The 18059-nt window shown below is 63.2% G+C and carries 18 protein-coding genes; 11 read left to right on the forward strand and 7 right to left on the reverse strand.

Annotated elements, in window-relative coordinates; genetic code table 11:
* Nucleotide 1 precedes the first annotated feature (1 nt).
* Both NKI35_RS19420 and NKI35_RS19425 read right to left on the reverse strand, forming a co-directional pair.
* Nucleotides 2-724 (reverse strand): SDR family oxidoreductase, encoded by a 723-nt coding sequence (locus NKI35_RS19420; RefSeq protein ID WP_352741268.1) that lies wholly within the window; start codon nt 722-724, stop codon nt 2-4.
* Nucleotides 634-1560: an SDR family oxidoreductase gene (locus NKI35_RS19425; protein WP_352741269.1), complete on the reverse strand. Its 927-nt coding sequence runs from the start codon at nt 1558-1560 to the stop codon at nt 634-636. Before NKI35_RS19425 ends, NKI35_RS19420 begins: the two co-directional genes overlap by 91 nt.
* Nucleotides 1561-1659: 99 nt before the next feature.
* On the opposite strand from NKI35_RS19425, the gene NKI35_RS19430 reads away from it, so the two are divergent.
* A complete protein-coding gene (locus NKI35_RS19430; protein WP_352741270.1) occupies nt 1660-2532 on the forward strand; it encodes a helix-turn-helix transcriptional regulator in 873 nt (290 codons plus the stop codon).
* Between the two features lie 9 nt (nt 2533-2541).
* Here the strand turns inward: NKI35_RS19430 and NKI35_RS19435 are convergent, their stop codons facing one another.
* Nucleotides 2542-3171 (reverse strand): TetR family transcriptional regulator C-terminal domain-containing protein, encoded by a 630-nt coding sequence (locus tag NKI35_RS19435; protein ID WP_023697053.1) that lies wholly within the window; start codon nt 3169-3171, stop codon nt 2542-2544.
* A 255-nt stretch (nt 3172-3426) separates the two neighbouring features.
* On the opposite strand from NKI35_RS19435, the gene aptA reads away from it, so the two are divergent.
* The 5 genes from aptA to NKI35_RS19460 all read left to right on the forward strand — a co-directional run bounded on the left by aptA (nt 3427) and on the right by NKI35_RS19460 (nt 8363).
* The gene (aptA, locus tag NKI35_RS19440) at nt 3427-4755 is read left to right on the forward strand and encodes an omega-aminotransferase AptA (protein WP_023687994.1); all 1329 of its coding nucleotides are present in this window, start codon (nt 3427-3429) and stop codon (nt 4753-4755) included.
* Between the two features lie 69 nt (nt 4756-4824).
* The gene (locus NKI35_RS19445) at nt 4825-6075 is read left to right on the forward strand and encodes a Zn-dependent hydrolase (protein ID WP_023687995.1); all 1251 of its coding nucleotides are present in this window, start codon (nt 4825-4827) and stop codon (nt 6073-6075) included.
* A gap of 62 nt (nt 6076-6137) precedes the next feature.
* Nucleotides 6138-7589 (forward strand): dihydropyrimidinase, encoded by a 1452-nt coding sequence (gene hydA / locus NKI35_RS19450; RefSeq protein ID WP_352741271.1) that lies wholly within the window; start codon nt 6138-6140, stop codon nt 7587-7589.
* Entirely contained in the window at nt 7586-7963 is a 378-nt protein-coding gene (locus tag NKI35_RS19455; protein ID WP_023668216.1) for a hypothetical protein, read from the forward strand. Before hydA ends, NKI35_RS19455 begins: the two co-directional genes overlap by 4 nt.
* A 16-nt stretch (nt 7964-7979) precedes the next feature.
* Nucleotides 7980-8363 carry a hypothetical protein gene (locus NKI35_RS19460; RefSeq protein ID WP_031194883.1) on the forward strand — a complete coding sequence of 128 codons (384 nt, stop codon included), beginning with the start codon at nt 7980-7982 and terminating at the stop codon, nt 8361-8363.
* 17 nt (nt 8364-8380) lie between these two features.
* Here NKI35_RS19460 and NKI35_RS19465 read toward each other — a convergent pair whose 3' ends face one another.
* Nucleotides 8381-8785: a cupin domain-containing protein gene (locus tag NKI35_RS19465; RefSeq protein WP_031193071.1), complete on the reverse strand. Its 405-nt coding sequence runs from the start codon at nt 8783-8785 to the stop codon at nt 8381-8383.
* A 110-nt stretch (nt 8786-8895) separates the two neighbouring features.
* Here NKI35_RS19465 and NKI35_RS19470 point away from each other — a divergent pair, with 110 nt between their 5' ends.
* The 4 genes from NKI35_RS19470 to NKI35_RS19485 all read left to right on the forward strand — a co-directional run bounded on the left by NKI35_RS19470 (nt 8896) and on the right by NKI35_RS19485 (nt 13057).
* Nucleotides 8896-9687 carry an ABC transporter ATP-binding protein gene (locus NKI35_RS19470; RefSeq protein WP_023687997.1) on the forward strand — a complete coding sequence of 264 codons (792 nt, stop codon included), beginning with the start codon at nt 8896-8898 and terminating at the stop codon, nt 9685-9687.
* A 330-nt stretch (nt 9688-10017) separates the two neighbouring features.
* Complete coding sequence (locus NKI35_RS19475) at nt 10018-10896, forward strand: ABC transporter permease (protein WP_023697049.1); 879 nt, start codon at nt 10018-10020, stop codon at nt 10894-10896.
* A complete protein-coding gene (locus NKI35_RS19480; protein ID WP_352741272.1) occupies nt 10893-12047 on the forward strand; it encodes an ABC transporter permease in 1155 nt (384 codons plus the stop codon). The genes NKI35_RS19475 and NKI35_RS19480 overlap by 4 nt, the downstream gene beginning before the upstream one ends.
* 38 nt (nt 12048-12085) lie before the next feature.
* Complete coding sequence (locus NKI35_RS19485; RefSeq protein ID WP_023682178.1) at nt 12086-13057, forward strand: ABC transporter substrate-binding protein; 972 nt, start codon at nt 12086-12088, stop codon at nt 13055-13057.
* 48 nt (nt 13058-13105) lie between these two features.
* On the opposite strand, the gene NKI35_RS19490 is transcribed toward NKI35_RS19485, so the two are convergent.
* Nucleotides 13106-13564, reverse strand: a complete 459-nt coding sequence (locus tag NKI35_RS19490; protein ID WP_023668224.1) for an Lrp/AsnC family transcriptional regulator — start codon at nt 13562-13564, stop codon at nt 13106-13108.
* 123 nt (nt 13565-13687) lie between these two features.
* Here NKI35_RS19490 and NKI35_RS19495 point away from each other — a divergent pair, with 123 nt between their 5' ends.
* Nucleotides 13688-14971: a cystathionine gamma-synthase family protein gene (locus NKI35_RS19495; protein ID WP_023688001.1), complete on the forward strand. Its 1284-nt coding sequence runs from the start codon at nt 13688-13690 to the stop codon at nt 14969-14971.
* Between the two features lie 246 nt (nt 14972-15217).
* Here the strand turns inward: NKI35_RS19495 and NKI35_RS19500 are convergent, their stop codons facing one another.
* Nucleotides 15218-16867, reverse strand: a complete 1650-nt coding sequence (locus NKI35_RS19500) for a thiamine pyrophosphate-binding protein (protein ID WP_023668226.1) — start codon at nt 16865-16867, stop codon at nt 15218-15220.
* Nucleotides 16864-18039, reverse strand: a complete 1176-nt coding sequence (locus NKI35_RS19505; RefSeq protein WP_023668227.1) for a CaiB/BaiF CoA transferase family protein — start codon at nt 18037-18039, stop codon at nt 16864-16866. The genes NKI35_RS19500 and NKI35_RS19505 overlap by 4 nt, the downstream gene beginning before the upstream one ends.
* Between the last annotated feature and the right edge of the window lie 20 nt (nt 18040-18059).

Consider the following 18059-nt stretch of genomic DNA (forward strand, 5'->3'; position numbering starts at 1 on the left):
GTCACGCCGCGAAGCGCAAACCGCCATCGCAGGTCAGCACCTGGCCGGTCATGAAGCCGTTGGAGACGAGAAAGGCGATTGCGCCGGCGACGTCTTCGGCGCGGCCGATCCTGCCCACCGGGGTTTTGCCGGCATATTCGCTGAACACCGCCTGCCGCTGGTCTTCGGCCAGAAAATCCCACCATGGCGTGTCGATGACGCCGGGCGCCACGACGTTGACGCGCAGAGGCTTCAGTTCGACCGCCAGGATCGGCACCACCGTCAGCAGCATGCCGTTGACGGCGGCAATGCCAGCCACGCCGGGCGCCGACAATTGTGCCGACACCGCCGAGATGAAAGTGACCGATCCCGATCTGTTGAGCGTCGGTAAGGCTGCCTGCAAACAGGACAGCTGCGGCCTGACTTTCTCGTCGACGCCGCCGGCGATGTCTGAGAGATCGAGGGTTTCGAACGGCCCAAGTCCCTTGCCGCCGCTGGCAGCCAGCACGAGGTGATCGAACGGTCCGAGTTCCCCAAAGAAATGGCGGACTTCGTCCGGCTTCGAAGCATCGAAGGCAGCTTTTTCGGCGGCGCCGCCGAGGCTCTTCCAGGCGCTGGTGAGCTTGTCCTGGCTTCGTCCGGTGATGGTCACCTTCATGCCTGAGCCCAGCAGTTTTCGCGCCGTTGCCAAGCCGATGCCGGATGAGCCGCCGACGACGACCGTGTGTTCGATCTTGCCGGGCATGAATGCTGTTCCTTCGATTGTGGGAAAGCCTGGCCGACGAAGTCGAGGCTCAGGGTTCGCAATTGCTGTCTGGCCTTGGCGTCATAGGCTTGTGCTTCGACGCGGGATTCCTTTTGGCCATCGAAATAGAGGCCACTGCGGCCCTCCAGGGCGGGCGATGTCGCGAGGTTGAGAATGGCGTCGGCGCCGGTCTCGACCGAACTCCATGGCGTCACGCCGGCTTGGCGGACCATGGTGGTGTTCATGTAGCTCGCTGGATGCAGAGCGTTGACGGTGACGCCGCTGCCTTTCAACTCTCCGGCCAGGTCGATGGTGAACAGGATCTGCGCCAGCTTGCTCTGGCAATAGGCGCGCACGCCGTCATAGGAACGGGTCAGCATGACATCGCCGAAATCGATCGCCTGCTGGCCGGCCGAGGCGACGTTGACGATGCGCGCCGGCGAACTCGCCTTGAGCAGCGGCAGCAGTTCCGAGGTCAGCAGGAAACCGGCGAGATAGTTGACGGCAAAGCGCAGTTCGAAGCCGTCGGCGCTGAGCTGCCGCTTGGCCCCGGCCGTGCCGATGCCGGCATTGTTGATGAGGATGTCGAGCCGGTCGGTTTTTGCGCGTACGGCCTCGGCGAGGCGGCGGACCTCGGCCAGCGAAGCGAGGTCGGCAGCGAGGAACTCGGCTTTGCCGCTGGCGGATTCGATATCTGCGACGGTTGCCTTGCCGCGAGCCGCGTCACGGCCATGCACCAGCACGCGCGCGCCGCCGGCGCCCAGCCTTTGCGCGACGACACGGCCGACGCCATCGGTCGAACCGGTGATGAGGATTGTCTTGTCTTTCAGATCCATATTCAGAGCCTCCATCTCTCTGGATGGAAGATGGGGCGCCTGACGCAGCCCAAACAGTTCAAACTTTATCCTGGTACCAATACTGCTATAATAGCTCTCATGGATGCTCCCACGCACTCCGCTGAAGACAGCCGCCGGCGCGAGCTTGGCGCCTTCCTGCGCTCGCGCCGCGAAAGGCTATCGCCGTCGGCCACCGGCATTGCTGTCGGCGCCAGGCGACGCACGCCCGGCTTGCGGCGCGAGGAGGTGGCGATGATCGCCGGCGTCGGCACCACCTGGTACACCTGGCTGGAACAGGGCAGGGATGTGCGGCCTTCTGTCGAAGTGCTGAAGGCGCTTAGCGAAGCTCTGCGGCTCGACGCCGCGGAGAAGCGGCATCTGTTCACGCTGGCCGGCCGCCAGCAGCCTGAGCGGCGGCGCATCACCCCGGTCACGGTCGAGGGTCCCCTACTGCACATGTTGCAGAGCCTGGTTCTGCAGCCGGCCTATATTGTCGGGCCGCGCTGGGATGTGCTGGCGTGGAATGCCGGGGCCGTTGCCATTTTCGGCGACTATGGCCTGCTGGAGGGCGATGCCCGCAACATCATCCATGGTGTGTTCACCGATCCGCACCGGCGGCATTTGCTGGTCGACTGGGAACAGCTCGCGCGCGCCACCCTTGCCGGGTTTCGCGCGGAAAGCGCGAAATACACCGGCGATCCTGATTTCGAGCGGCTGATCGCGCTGATGATGCGCTCAAGCCCGGAATTCCGGGAATGGTGGCCGCAGCGCGATGTGGTCCATCGCCTGTCCGGCAAGAAGTATCTGCGCCACCCGATCGCAGGTGCCATGACGTTCGAGCATATGAGCCTGTCGATCGACGACGGCTCGGACATGAAGCTGATCGTCTACACGCCGCTGGCCGAACAGAATTCGATCGAGAAGCTGCAGAATTTGCTTGAGGCGATGCCGGCGGAGCGCCGCAGCGCCTGACGCCCAAGGTCAGCCCTTCGGCTTCAGCCCATCAATGAACAACTGCTCCAGAAACCGCGCCGCATCCTCGAAGCGGCCGTCGCCGCCGCGATCGGCGCCGAGCACGGCACGGACCTGGACATCGAAATCGGCATAGTGCTGCGTCGTCGCCCAGATCGAAAAGATCAGGTGCCAGGGATCGGTGCGGGCGATTTTTCCCGCGCGCATCCAGCCCTTGATGACGTTGGCCTTCTCGTCGACCAGCGTTTTCAGCTCACCCGCCAGCAGCGGCATGATGCGCGGCGCGCCTTGCAGGATCTCGTTGGCGAACAGCCGGCTTTCCCTGGGAAAATCACGCGCCATTTCGAGCTTGCGCCGGATGTAGCTCCTGAGCTCGGTCAGGGGGTCGCCGATGTCGTCGAGTTCACGCAGCGGCGCCAGCCACGTCGCCAGCAGCCGCTCCATCAGCGTTTCGTGGATGTCTTCCTTGCGGCGGAAATAGTAGAGCAGGTTCGGCTTCGACATCCCGGCGGCCTCGGCGATCTGGTCGATGGTCGAACCGCGAAAGCCGTTGGCGGAGAAGACTTCGAGGGCTGCCTCCAGGATCAGTTCGCGCTTTTCCTGCTGGATGCGGGTGCGGCGAGGGGCTGAGCCTTCCATGGCGCCGCTCACCCCTGCAAGCCTTGGCCGCAGGGTTCATCTGGACCAATTCTCTGGACCAGTTTTTCTCTTACCCGTGGAGCGCACTTCGCAGGCCGCATTTCCGCTAGTAATCCCTTGACCGCCGACAGGGCGGTGCTAACGTTTGTCCAATCGGTCAAAAATTTGCGTAGCATGAAAACGCAGCAAAGACCAAGCTTTGGAAAGACCAAGCGTTAGCCGCACCGAAACAGGTTACAAGGGGAAGTCTTGGTCATGTCCAACCGGCTGAAAGTCACGCCGAACGATCTCAGCGCATTCTGGATGCCGTTCACGGCGAACCGGCAGTTCAAACAGGCGCCACGCATGTTCGTGTCCGCCAAGGACATGCACTACACCACCAGCGACGGCCGCAAGGTGCTCGACGGCACCGCCGGCCTCTGGTGCGTCAATGCCGGCCATTGCCGTCCCAAGATCACGGAAGCGATCCAGCATCAGGCGGCCGAACTCGACTATGCGCCGGCCTTCCAGATGGGACACCCGATCGTGTTCGAACTGGCAAACCGCCTGGTCGATCTCGCGCCCAAGGGCATGGACCATGTCTTCTTCACCAATTCCGGTTCGGAATCGGTCGAAACGGCGCTGAAGATGGCGATCGCCTATCACCGTGTGAAGGGCGAGGGCGCGCGCACCCGCCTGATCGGCCGCGAACGCGGCTATCACGGCGTCAATTTCGGCGGCATCTCGGTCGGCGGCATCGTCACCAACCGCAAGATGTTCGGCACGCTGCTCGGCGGCGTCGACCACATGCCGCACACGCATCTGCCGGAAAAGAACGCCTTCTCCAAGGGCGTGCCGGAATATGGCGCGGAACTCGCCAACGAGCTGGAGCGCATCGTTGCCCTGCATGACGCCTCGACCATCGCCGCCGTCATCGTCGAACCGGTCGCCGGCTCCACCGGCGTCATCCTGCCGCCGAAGGGCTATCTGCAGAAACTGCGCGAGATCTGCACCAAGCACGGCATTTTGCTGATCTTCGACGAGGTCATCACCGGTTTCGGCCGTCTCGGCGCGCCGTTCGCAGCGGATTATTTCGGCGTCACGCCCGACATCATGACCACCGCCAAGGGCGTCTCCAACGGCGTCATCCCGATGGGCGCGGTGTTCGTGAAGAAGGAAATCCACGACGCCTTCATGACCGGCCCCGAGCACATGATCGAGTTCTTCCACGGCTACACCTATTCGGGCAATCCGATTGCGTGCGCCGCGGCGCTCGGCACGCTCGACACCTACAAGGAAGAGGGCCTGCTCACCCGCGGCGAGGAACTGGCGCCGTACTGGGAAGATGCGCTGCATTCGCTGAAGGGCGAGCCGCATGTCATCGACATCAGGAACATCGGCCTGATCGGCGCGATCGAACTGGCGCCGATCGCAGGCAGCCCGACCAAGCGGGCCTTCTCGGCCTTCGTAAAGGCGTTCGAGCGCGGCGCGCTGATCCGCACCACCGGCGACATCATCGCGCTGTCGCCGCCACTGATCATCACCAAGGGCCAGATCAACGAATTGATCGACCATGTCAGAGAAGTGCTGAGGGCGATCGACTAATCTATCCAGCCAGTCGGGCGGCGGCGGGAACCGCCGCCCGGTTGGCTATATGAAATGAGAGGACTTTGAATGGCCGCCCCAGGCGAGAATCTGCGAATCAATTCAGACCGTTTGTGGGATTCCATCATGGAGATGGCGAAGATCGGCCCCGGTATTGCCGGCGGCAACAATCGCCAGACCGTGACCGACGAGGACGGCGAGGGACGGCATCTGTTCAAGCGCTGGTGCGAGGCGGCCGGGCTCGAAATGGGGCTCGACGAAATGGGCACCATGTTTGCCCGCCGGGAAGGCGCTGATCCCAGCCTGCCGCCGGTTTATGTCGGCAGCCATCTCGACACGCAGCCGACCGGCGGCAAATATGACGGCGTGCTCGGCGTGCTCGGCGGGCTGGAGATTATTCGCTCGCTTAACGATCTCGGCATCCAGACCAGGCATCCGATCGTCGTTACCAACTGGACCAATGAGGAAGGCTCGCGCTTTGCCCCGGCTATGATGGCGTCCGGCGTGTTTGCCGGTGTGCTCGATCAGGCGGACGTGTATCAGCACACTGATAAACAGGGCAGGAAATTTGGCGAGGAACTGGAGCGCATCGGCTGGAAAGGCACCGAGAAAGTCGGTGATCGCAAGATCCACGCCTTCTTCGAACTGCATATTGAGCAGGGGCCGATCCTCGAGGACGAAGGCATCGACATTGGCGTCGTCACCCACGGCCAGGGCCTGAAATGGCTGCAGGTAACGCTGACCGGCAAGGAGGCGCATACCGGCTCGACCCCGATGCCCAAGCGCCGCAATGCCGGGCTCGGCATGGCTCGGGTCATCGAACTGGTGCACGAGATCGCCATGGACTACCAGCCCGACGCCGTCGGCGCGGTCGGCCACATGGAGGTGTTTCCGAACTCGCGCAACATCATCGCCGGGCGCACCGTCTTCACCATCGACATCCGCTCGCCCGAGAAGGAAGTGCTGGACGCGATGGATGGGCGCATACGCGAAGGCATCGACACGATCTGTGAGGCGCTCGACATCCAGTACAAGGTCGAGCAGGTCGGCGCTTTCGATCCGGTCACCTTCGATGCCGGCTGCGTCAAGGCGATCCGCGACGCCGCCGAGCGGCTCGGCTATTCCCACCGCAACCTCGTATCCGGCGCCGGCCACGACGCCTGCTGGATCAACCGCGTCGCGCCGACCGCCATGGTGATGTGCCCCTGCGTTGACGGGTTGTCACACAACGAGGCCGAGGAAATCACCAAGGAATGGGCCGGCGCCGGCGCCGACGTGCTGTTCCATGCGGTGGTAGAGACAGCGGGGATCGTGGCGTGAACTAAGATCTGTATTCAAAACGACGCTCACAAGAAGCGCGAAGAGAACAAGGGAACACGACAATGACCAAAGTCATCCGAAACGGCACCATCGTCACCGCCGACCGCACCTGGAAGGCCGATGTGCTGATGCAGCACGGCAAGATCGTCGCCATCGGCTCGAACCTGCATGGCGACCATGAGTTCGACGCCAGCGGCTGTTACGTCATGCCGGGCGGCATCGATCCGCACACCCATCTCGAAATGCCGTTCATGGGCACCTATTCGGCCGACGATTTCGAGTCCGGGACGCGTGCGGCCCTTTCCGGTGGCACCACGATGGTGGTCGATTTCTGCCTGCCGGCGCCGCAGCAATCGCTGCTGGAAGCGTTGCAGATGTGGGACAACAAGACCTCGAAGGCTGCCTGCGACTACTCCTTCCACATGGCGATCACCTGGTGGGGCAAGCAGGTGTTCGACGAGATGGCCACCGTCGTCGACAGGGGCATTACCTCGTTCAAGCATTTCATGGCCTACAAGGGCGCGCTGATGGTGGACGACGACGAGATGTACGCGTCGTTCCAGCGCTGCGCCGATCTCGGCGCGCTGCCGCTCGTTCATGCCGAGAATGGCGACGTGGTTGCGGCGCTGTCGCAAAAGCTGCTCGCAGCCGGCAATAATGGCCCCGAGGGACACGCCTATTCGCGGCCGCCGGAAGTGGAGGGCGAGGCGACCAACCGCGCCATCATGATCGCCGACATGGCCGGCGTGCCGCTCTATGTCGTGCATGTGTCCTGCGAGCAGAGCCACGAAGCCATCCGCCGCGCCCGCCAGAAGGGCATTCGGGTTTTCGGCGAGCCGCTGATCCAGCATCTGACGCTGGATGAAAGCGAGTATTTCGACAAGGATTGGGACCATGCGGCGCGCCGCGTCATGAGTCCGCCCTTCCGCAACAAGCTGCACCAGGATTCGCTGTGGGCCGGCCTGCAGGCCGGATCGCTGCAAGTGGTGGCGACCGACCACTGCGCCTTCACCACCAAGCAGAAGCGCAACGGCGTCGGCGATTTCACCAAGATTCCGAACGGCACCGGCGGGCTTGAAGACCGCTTGCCGGTGCTGTGGACGACCGGCGTCAACACCGGCCGGCTGACGATGAACGAGTTCGTTGCGGTGACCTCGACCAACATCGCCAAGATCCTTAACATGTATCCTAGGAAGGGCGCCATCATCGAAGGCGCGGACGCCGACATCGTGGTGTGGGACCCCAGCGCCAAGAAGACCATCACGTCGAAGAAGCAGCAGTCGGTGATCGACTACAACGTCTTCGAAGGTTTTGAGGTGACCGGCCTGCCGCGCTTCGTCTTTTCGCGCGGCGAATTGTCGGTCGAGGAAGCGGAGGTCAAGGCCAAGCCCGGCCATGGCGAATTCGTCGCCCGCGAGCCGAACGCGGCGGTCAACCGGGCTCTGTCGACCTGGAAGGACATTACCGCGCCGCGCAAGGTGGAACGCACCGGCATTCCGGCGACAGGCGTTTGACGTTGCGGAGCCCGGGGGCGCTCATTTCACTGGTCGTGGCGATGGTGGTCGCTGGTCCGGCAACAGGGGCCGAGAGGCTGGCCGGCTCCTGGGGCAACGATGCCGGCTGTGTCTTTGCAAAGGCCGGTTTTCAGGGCCGGGACGATTATATCGTGCTGACCGCCGAAGGCATCGAGACCTATGGCAGCGGCTGCCGGTTCGCGCAGCAATTGACGTGGGCGCCGGGCACGCAATCGCTTGATGCGACCTGTTCCGCCGAAGGCGAGGCGGGGACGACGGCTGAAACCGTTGTGGTCACCAACAAGGGCGAGGGTGGGTTCTTCGTGACCATTCCCGGTCTTGAAGAAATGGGGCCGTTGCAACCGTGTTCGTGACGTTGGAGCTGGGGGAATGAGCGCGCGCGGTTTGGGGCCGTCTGTTGCGATGGTAGTCGTTCTGGCTGCGGGTCAGGCCCTTGCGGCAGGCATCGACCTGACGAAACCCTATGGGGACAAATATGGCTGCATCAACCGCAACGGCCAGGAAGTCGCCGCCGATCGGATGCTGCTTTTGACCGACGAGGCATTGGTCACCGCCGCCAGCGCCTGCACCTTCACGGACAAGCAGGCGCAGGCTGATGGGTCGCTGGTGGTGACGGCAACATGCGAGGCGGAAGGCGAAGAAGGACAGGAGCCGACCAAATTCACCATCAAGCGCAGCGCCAAGAACGCCAAGAAGCTGACGGTCGCCGACGACGACGGCAATGTCATGGGCGAAGTGGCGCGGTGCAAATGACGGCAGTCCCGTCAGCGTCAGGCCACCAGCGCATCCAGTTCCGGCAACAGGACGACGCTTTCCTGTTCATTGGGATCGGTGCGGGCGATGACGGCCGAGGACGGGGCGTTGCTCAGATTGGCCGGCAGATGCGGTACGCCGGCCGGGATGTAGAAGAGGTCGCCGGCCTTGACGACGATGTGGTTCTCGAGCCTGTCGCCATACCATGTGTGGACCTCGCCCGAGAGCACATAGATCGCCGTCTCATGGCTTTCATGCAGATGCGCCTTGGCGCGGGCGCCAGGCGGCAGGGTGAGCAGATGCATGCAGATGCCGGACGAGCCGACCGTCTCGGCTGCAATGCCGGCAAAATAGGTCAGTCCCTGCTTGCCTTCATAAGTGCTTTCAGGACGGATAAGGTGACAAGTGGGTTTGGGCGACATCGGCAAGGCTCCGGGCGTCGATTGGGTGGGATTGGACGAGTGGAAAGCAACATCAACGCGAATGCAACGGCATTTCATCCTGGGCGGCTGCGAGAGGCAGGCAGCAAGCGATGACGGGACAATCGCCAGCCGTCGTCTCGGCAAGCAGACTTGGCCTTACCTTTCAGACCAATGACGGTCCGGTAGAGGCGCTCTCCAATGTCGACCTGACCATCGGCAAGGGCGAGTTCGTCTCCTTCATCGGCCCATCGGGCTGCGGCAAGACCACCTTGCTGCGCGTCATCGCCGATCTGGAAAAACCGACATCGGGCACGATCTCGGTCAACGGCATGACGCCGGAACAGGCGCGCGAGAAACGCGCTTATGGCTACGTCTTCCAGGCGGCAGCCCTTTTCCCGTGGCGCACGATCGAGCGTAACGTGGCGCTGCCGCTGGAGATCATCGGCCTTTCGAGAGCGGAGCAGGCCGAGCGCATCAAGCGAACGATGGAGCTCGTCAACCTCTCCGGCTTCGAGAAGAAATACCCCTGGCAGCTTTCCGGCGGCATGCAGCAGCGCGCTTCGATCGCCCGCGCGCTCGCCTTCGACGCCGACCTGTTGCTGATGGACGAGCCCTTCGGCGCGCTGGACGAGATCGTGCGCGACCATCTCAATGAACAGCTTCTGGAATTGTGGGCGCGCACCAACAAGACGATCTGCTTCGTCACCCATTCCATCCCCGAGGCGGTGTATCTGTCGACGCGCATCGTCGTCATGTCGCCGCGCCCAGGTCGGGTTACCGACATCATCGAATCGACGCTGCCAAAGGAGCGGCCACTGGACATCCGCGAGACGCCGGAATTTTTGGCGATCGCGGCCAGGGTACGCGATGGCTTGAGGGCAGGGCACAGCTATGATGATTGAGGGGGTAGCGAATGAGTGCGGACGTCGCCGCCACGCCTTCGTCATCCTAGGGCGAAGCAAGGAGCGAAGCGACGCGGCGCAGACCCTAGGATCCATGCCGTTACCTATACGGTCCGCAACGGTGCAAAACGGTGCACACGCCGCTGCGCCCGCGAAGGCGAACATTCTCAACCGCTTATACCCCTCGGCCAACGTCACGGAATGGATCCTAGGGTCTGCACGACGCTTCGCGTCGCTCCGCCCTAGGATGACGAACGCGGAGGTGGTCGGCCTCCGCTTCGCTCCGGCCACCCTCTTCCCGGCGGGGAGAGGAGAAGGGGAGCGCGCCTGATGGACACCTTCCGCGAAAAACTCATCCCCGTGACCTCCATCCTCCTGGGCGTGGTGGTGCTCTGGTATGTCTTCGCCGTCATCCTAAACGCGCCCTTCCAGCGCGACCTCGACCGGCGCGCCGGGGAAACCCACGGCACCGTCGAATTCATCGGCAAGACGCTGTCGCAGCCCAAGCCGACGCTGCCGGCGCCGCATCAGGTGGCGGTGAACTTCTTCGAGAACACCTTCCTGCGGCCCATCACATCGAGCCGAAGCCTCGTCTACAATGCCTGGGTGACCCTGTCGTCGACGTTGCTCGGCTTTGCCTTCGGCACGGCGCTCGGCATCGTCATCGCGGTTGGCATCGTGCATGTGGCGACGCTCGACCGCAGCCTGATGCCGTGGATCATCGCCTCCCAGACGATTCCCATTCTGGCGGTGGCGCCGATGATCATCGTCGTGCTGGGGGCGATCGGCATCAGCGGTCTGATCCCAAAGGCGATGATCTCGACCTACCTGTCGTTCTTCCCGGTGACGGTGGGCATGGTGAAGGGCCTGCGCTCGCCCGAACTCATGCATCTCGACCTGATGCACACCTACAATGCCAGTGTCTCGCAGACCTTCTGGAAGCTGCGGGTGCCGGCCTCGGTGCCGTTCCTGTTCACCTCGATGAAGGTGGCGGTGGCGGCGAGCCTGGTCGGCGCCATTGTCGGCGAACTGCCGACCGGTGCTGTCGCCGGCATCGGCGCCAAGCTTTTGGCAGGCGCCTATTACAGCCAGTCCATCGACATCTGGTCCGCCCTTGTGGCGGGCTCGGTGGTGGCGGCCCTTCTGGTCATGGTGGTCGGCATAGCCGGGCGCCTCGTTGACCGCGCGATGGGCGGGAGGCCGGCATGAACTGGCTGAAGCCCTCCTGGCAAGCCGTGCTGGCCATTGCGCTGTGCCTCGTCGCCGTCGCGCTCGGCGCGATGTCGAAGCCGGAAGCGGCCACCCTTGCAGACCCGACGGCAAGTTTCGACTACCCCTATTTCGGTATAAAGACCCCGATGATCGGCCTGGCCGTGCTGGCGGGGCTGATCTCGATGATCAGGATTTCGCCGCTGGCCGAGGCTGCGGTGCTGTTCATCGGCGCTCATCTCGTCGCCTGGATGCTGATCTCGGGCATTACAGGTTTCGAAGGCACGGCATTGGCGCCGTATTTCCTGCTGCTCGCCGCTGCCTGGCTGCTGGCCTGGCGCTGTGTGGCGGTGCTGTCGGGGCTTCGCCCGATGGCAAAAGGGGCGCGGATGGCGCTGCGCCTCATCATCCCGGCGATCTTCGGCGCCTGGATCCTGATCATATGGGAAGCGGTGACGCGTGGCGCCGGCATTCCCTTCATCCTTTTGCCGCCGCCGAGCGCCATCGGTGTGCGCATCGCCAGTTCCCTGCCGGTGCTCGGCGCCGATATCAGGCAGACCATCTTCAAGGCGGTGATCTTCGGTTATGTCATCGGCAGCGGCGCCGGCTTCCTGGTGGCGATTGCGGCCGACCGCGTGCCGTTCCTGCGCCGCGGTCTGCTGCCGATCGGCAATATGGTCTCGGCGCTGCCGATCATCGGTGTGGCGCCAATCATGGTGATGTGGTTCGGCTTCGACTGGCCGTCCAAGGCCGCGGTCGTCATCATCATGACCTTCTTCCCAATGCTGGTGAACACGGTTGCCGGTCTTGCCGCCTCCGGCCATATGGAGCGCGACCTGATGCGCACCTATGCGTCGGGCTACTGGCCAACACTCTTGAAGCTCCGGCTGCCGGCGGCAGCGCCCTTCATCTTCAACGCGCTGAAGATCAACTCGACGCTGGCGCTGATCGGCGCCATCGTCGCCGAGTTCTTCGGCACGCCTGTGGTCGGCATGGGCTTTCGCATCTCGACCGAGGTCGGGCGGATGAACATCGATATGGTCTGGGCCGAAATCGCAGTTGCAGCACTGGCGGGTTCGGTCTTTTATGGCGTGGTCGCTCTCGTCGAGAGAGCCGTCACGTTTTGGCATCCCTCTGTCCGTGGTGGATAGGGCGGTGGGTTCGGGTGTTAACTTCAGAGGGTAAAAACATGAAAAGACTGATCATTCCGATGCTGGCCGGCGCGATGTCGCTGGCCGCGTTCCAGGCAATGGCCGCCGACAAGGTGACCTTGCAGCTGAAATGGGTCACGCAGGCGCAGTTTGCCGGCTACTATGTCGCCAAGGCCAAGGGTTTTTATGAAGCCGAAGGCCTCGACGTCGACATCAAGCCGGGCGGTCCCGATATCGCACCCGAGCAGGTGATCGCCGGCGGTGGCGCCGACGTCATCGTCGACTGGATGGGCGGGGCGCTCGCCGCGCGCGAAAAGGGCGTGCCGCTGGTCAACATCGCCCAGCCGTTCAAGAAGGCCGGTATGGAGCTGGTCTGCCCGAAGGACGGCCCGATCAAGACCGAAGCCGATTTCAAGGGTCACACGCTGGGCGTCTGGTTCTTCGGTAACGAATATCCATTCTACGCCTGGATGAACAAGCTCGGCCTGAAGACCGAAGGCGGCCCGGACGGCGTCACGGTTTTGAAGCAGAGCTTCGACGTGCAGCCGCTGATCCAGAAGCAGGCGGATTGCATTTCGGTCATGACCTACAACGAGTACTGGCAGCTGATCGATGCCGGCTACAAGCCGGACCAGCTCACCGTGTTCAACTACTCGGCGATGGGCAACGACCTGCTTGAGGACGGGCTCTATGCCTCGGAAGACAAGCTCAAGGATCCGGCTTTCGAAGACAAGATGGTGCGTTTCGTGCGCGCCTCGATGAAGGGCTGGAAATATGCCATCGACAACAATGACGAGGCCGCGGGCATTGTCATGGACGGCGGTGGCCAGGACGAAAACCACCAGAAGCGGATGATGAGCGAAGTCGCCAAGCTGATCGACAATGCCGACGGCAAGCTCGACCCGGCGACCTACGAGCGCACCGCCAAGGCGCTGCTCGACCAGAAGATCATCACCAAGGCGCCGACCGGCGCCTACACCACGGCCATCACCGACAAGGCGATCAAATAAGCCTGGCCAGGCAATTTCGACCTCGAGAGCGGCGCCTTTGACCAAATGTCAGAGGCGCCGTTCCTTTATGGTGTTCATGACGAAGCTGGTCTCGATCGAAGCGACGCATTTCAGCCGCGCGATCTTTTCCTTGATGAAGCGCTCGTACTGTTCGAGGCTGCCGGTCACCACCTTCAGCACATAGTCGCGCGCCCCGGTGACGAGGTGGCATTCCAGCACCTCTTCCCACCCGCGGATGGCGTCCTCGAACATGACGATCTCGTCCTCGTTCTGGCGGCTGAGCCGGACGGTGGCGATGGCGACCATGTTCCACCCGAAGGCGGCCGGGTCGACCAACGTGGTATAGCCCCTGATGATGCCGGCCTCCTCCAGCCGGCGTACCCTCCTCAAACATGGCGACGGCGACAGGCCGATGCGCTCCGCCAGCTCATTGTTGGTGATGCGGGCGTCGGCCTGCAGCTCGCGCAGGATCTTGCGGTCGAAATCGTCGGCTATCTTCTGTTGCACTTTTGCTCTCGCTCGGCAATTTGTTGCCGGAATGCAGCCATGCGAGGCCGAAAATAGCAAGGACTGGTGGACCGGGATCGCATAAATTGCTGGACGAGACTCCTCCAGAACGCAGGAAAAGCCATGACCGCGCCGCGCCCGTCGAAAACCCACATCGGCAACCACAAGCTCCATCCGGAAACGTTGATGTTGAGCTATGGCTTCGATCCGCAACTGTCGGAAGGCGCCGTCAAGCCGCCGGTGTTCCTGACCTCGACCTTCGTGTTCAAATCGGCGGAGGAGGGACGCGACTTCTTCGACTACACATCCGGCCGCAAGGAGCCGCCGAGCGGCACGGCGTCCGGCCTGGTCTATTCGCGCTTCAATCATCCCAACTCGGAGATCGTCGAGGACCGGCTGGCGGTCTATGAGGGAACGGACGCCTGCATCCTGTTCTCGTCGGGCATGTCGGCGATCGCCACGACGCTGCTCGCCTATGCCCGGCCGGGCGATGTCATCCTGCATTCGCAGCCGCTTTACGGCGGCACCGAGACGCTTTTGACGCGCACGCTGTCCGGCTTCGGCATCGGCGCTGTCGGCTTCGCCGACGGCGTCGACGAGAAGGCGGTGCGGGCCGCTGCTGATGCAGCGGTGGCGAAGGGGCGTGTCTCGGTCATTCTCATCGAAACGCCGTCGAATCCGACCAACAGCCTGGTCGACATCGCACTGATCCGGAAGTTTGCCGACGAGATCGGCGCAAGCCAAGGATCAACGCCGATCATCGTCTGCGACAACACGCTGCTCGGCCCGGTGTTCCAGCGACCGATCGAACATGGCGCGGATGTCTCCGTCTATTCGCTGACCAAATATGTCGGCGGCCATTCCGACCTGATCGCCGGTGCGGCGATGGGCAGCAAGGCGGTGACCAAGCCGATCAAGGCGCTGCGCGGCGCCATCGGCACGCAACTCGACCCGCATTCCTGCTGGATGCTCGGCCGCTCGCTGGAGACGCTGTCCATCCGCATGGAGCGCGCCAACGACAATGCGCGGCTCGTGGCCGAATTCCTGCGCGATCACGCCAAGGTCGAGAAGGTGCATTACCTGCCGTTCCTGGGCGAGGATACGGCAGCGGGACGGGCCTACAAGGCGCAATGCAGCGGCGCCGGGTCGACATTTTCTTTCGATATCAAAGGCGGAGAGAAGGCGGCCTTCGCATTTCTCAACGGGCTGCAAATATTCAAGCTGGCGGTGAGCCTCGGCGGCACGGAGTCACTCGCCAGCCACCCGGCGGCGATGACGCACTCCGGCATTCCCTTCGACGTGCGCCAGCGCATTGGCGTGCTGGAGACCACGGTCAGGCTGTCGATCGGCGTCGAGCATCCGGACGATCTTATCGCCGACCTGACGCAGGCGCTGGCAGCGGTCTGATAGCTCGCTTGTAGATATCAGGAAAGGGGCGATCGTCTTGGCAGCGTCGGCGGGACAGCACCCCCCTCTGTTCTGCCGGACATCTCCCCCTCAAGGGGGGAGATCAGCAGCTCTGACCATAGCGCCCTGTCTGCAACGCTGCAGATTGGCGAAGGGCGACATGACATCCAATCTCCCCCCTTGAGGGGGAGATGTCCGGCAGGACAGAGGGGGGTGTGACGGAACTCGGCTTTCGCTGCTAACTTCTCAGCTCTTGTCGCGGATCTGCGTCATCGTCCGCGTCGGCGTGATCGCCTCGGGGTCGAGCCTGATTTCGACGATCGCCGGCTTGCCGCTGGCGCGGGCACGCTCGAAGGCAGGGGCAAAATCTGCCGTGTTCTCGACCGTCTCGCCGTGGCCGCCATAGGCGCGGGCAAGAGCGGCAAAGTCAGGGTTCTTCAGATCGGTGGCGACGACACGGCCGGGATAGTCGCGCTCCTGGTGCATGCGGATGGTGCCGTAGATGCCGTTGTTCACGACGATAACGATGATCGGCAGGTCGTATTGCACGGCGGTAGCGAATTCCTGTCCGTTCATCAGGAAGCAGCCGTCGCCGGCAAAGGCGATCACGGTGCGGTCGGGATGGAGCGCCTTGGCGGCGACCGCAGCCGGGGTGCCGTAACCCATCGAACCGGAGGTCGGCGCGCCTTGGGTGGCGAAGCGGCGGAAGCGGTGGAAGCGGTGCACCCAGGTGGCGTAATTGCCGGCGCCGTTGGTGAAAATGGCGTCATCGGGCAAAATCTTTTCCAGATAGTTCATGATCGGCCCCATCTGGACCGGGCCGGGGCCGGTCTCAGGCGGCGTCGACCAGTCGAGGTAGGCAGCGTGTGCTTTCGCTGTCTCATCCGCCCAGGCTGGCGTGGAGGTTGGCTTGCGCTTGGCAAAAGCCTCGACGAAGGCCGAAGGCGAAGCGTTGATCGCCAGGGTCGGCCGGTAGACGCGGCCGAGTTCGCCGGCATCGGCATGGACATGGACCAGCGTCTGGTCGGGGTAAGGGCTCTTCAGCAACGTATAGTCGGAGGACGGCATCTCGCCCATGCGGCCGCCGATCAGCAGCACCAGGTCGGCCTGCTTGATGGCGGTGGCCAGCTTCGGGTTGATGCCGATGCCGACATCGCCGGCATAGTTCGGGTGCAGATGGTCGAACAGCATCTGGCGGCGGAAGGAGCAGCCGACCGGCAGCGACCAGGCCTCGGCAATGGTGCGCATACGTGCCACCGCTTCCTCGTCCCAGCGTGTGCCGCCGAGGATGACGAAGGGACGCTTGGCTTTGGCCAGAAGCTTTTCCAAAGCATCGAGTTCGGCTTCGCCGGGCCGGGTTTCGACCGGCGTGTGCGGCAAGGCCGCGGGCGCGTCGACAAGACTGGTCAGCATGTCCTCCGGCAGCGAGACGACGACGGGGCCGGGGCGGCCCGATGTCGCGACAGCAAAGGCGCGGGTGACGAGTTCGGGGATGCGCGCGGCATCGTCGATCTCCACCACCCATTTGGCGATGTCGCCGAAGAAGCGCTTGTAGTCGACCTCCTGGAAAGCCTCGCGCTCCTTGGCGTGGCTGGCGACCTGGCCGATGAACAGGATGACGGGTATCGAATCCTGCATGGCAATGTGAATGCCGGCCGACGCATTGGTGGCGCCGGGGCCGCGGGTGACGAAGCAGATGCCGGGCTGGCCGGTCAGCCGCCCCTGGCAGTCGGCCATCATGGCGGCGCCGCCTTCCTGTCGGCAGACAATGGTGCGGATGGGCGAGTCATGCAATGCGTCGAGCACCGCGAGATAGGATTCGCCGGGCACGCAGAAGATGCGGTCGGTGCCGTTCGCCTCGAGTGCGTCGACAATCAGTTGTCCACCGGTCTTCATCGTCCAGACTTCTCCAGTTCGGCAAGAATTTCTTCGGTATGTTCGCCAAGGCGTGGCGAAGGGCGTTCATAGACCAGCGGTGTGCCGGACATCACCATCGGCGCGCGCACCGAGGGCAGACGATTGCCATGGCCATCGTCGAGGTCGAGGCGCATGCCGCGTGCGATCGTCTGCGGGTCGGCAAACATCTGGCCGATATTGTTGATCGGGCTCGCCGGCACGCTTGCCGCTTCGAGCTTGGCCAGCAACGGGTCTCGGTCCCAGTTCTTCAGCGTCTCGATCATGTGCTCGCGCAATTTCACCCGGTTGGCGACGCGGGCCGGATTGGTGGCGAAATCGGGATTCGCTGAGAGATGGTCGAGTCCGACGGCGGCGCAGAATTTGGCGAACTGGCCGTCATTGCCGACCGCCAGGATGATATGGCCGTCCCTGACCGGGACAACCTCATAGGGCGCAATGTTCATATGCGCATTGCCCATCTGCACCGGCGCCTTGCCGGAGACGAGATAGTTGAGGTTCTGGTTGCCGAGTGCGGAAATCTGCGTGTCGAACAGCGCCATGTCGATATGCTGTCCCTGGCCGGTCTTTTCGGCATGGCGAAGCGCTGCCTGGATGGCGATCACCGAATAGAGGCCGGTGAAGATGTCCGATATGGCGACGCCGGCTTTTTGCGGCTCGCGCCCGACCTCGCCGGTGATCGACATCATGCCGGCCATGGCCTGGATGATGAAATCATAGCCGGCGCGGGGTGCGTAAGGCCCATCCTGGCCGAAGCCGGTGATCGAGCAGTAGACGAGCTTTGGATTGATCGCCTTCAGGCTCTCGTAATCGAGCCCGTATTTCTTGAGGCCGCCGAGCTTGAAGTTCTCGATCAGAATGTCGGCCGTGGCAACCAGCCGGCGCACCGTCTCGGCCCCTTCGGGCGTCGAGAAATCGACGGCGATGGAGCGCTTGCCGCGATTGCAGGAGTGGTAATAGGCGGCCGACAGGTTCTCGCCATCATGGCTCATGACGAAGGGAGGACCCCATTTGCGGGTATCGTCGCCGCCATCGGGGCTCTCGACCTTGATGACATCGGCGCCGAGATCGGCCAGCAATTGTCCTGCCCACGGGCCGGCCAGGATGCGGGCGAGTTCGACGACGCGGACGCCTTTCAGCGGAGGTTCAGCCATAAATCACCAAAAACGGGTCG

It is taken from the genome of Mesorhizobium sp. M0676 (assembly GCF_040320535.1).
In the GTDB taxonomy this organism is placed as follows: domain Bacteria; phylum Pseudomonadota; class Alphaproteobacteria; order Rhizobiales; family Rhizobiaceae; genus Mesorhizobium.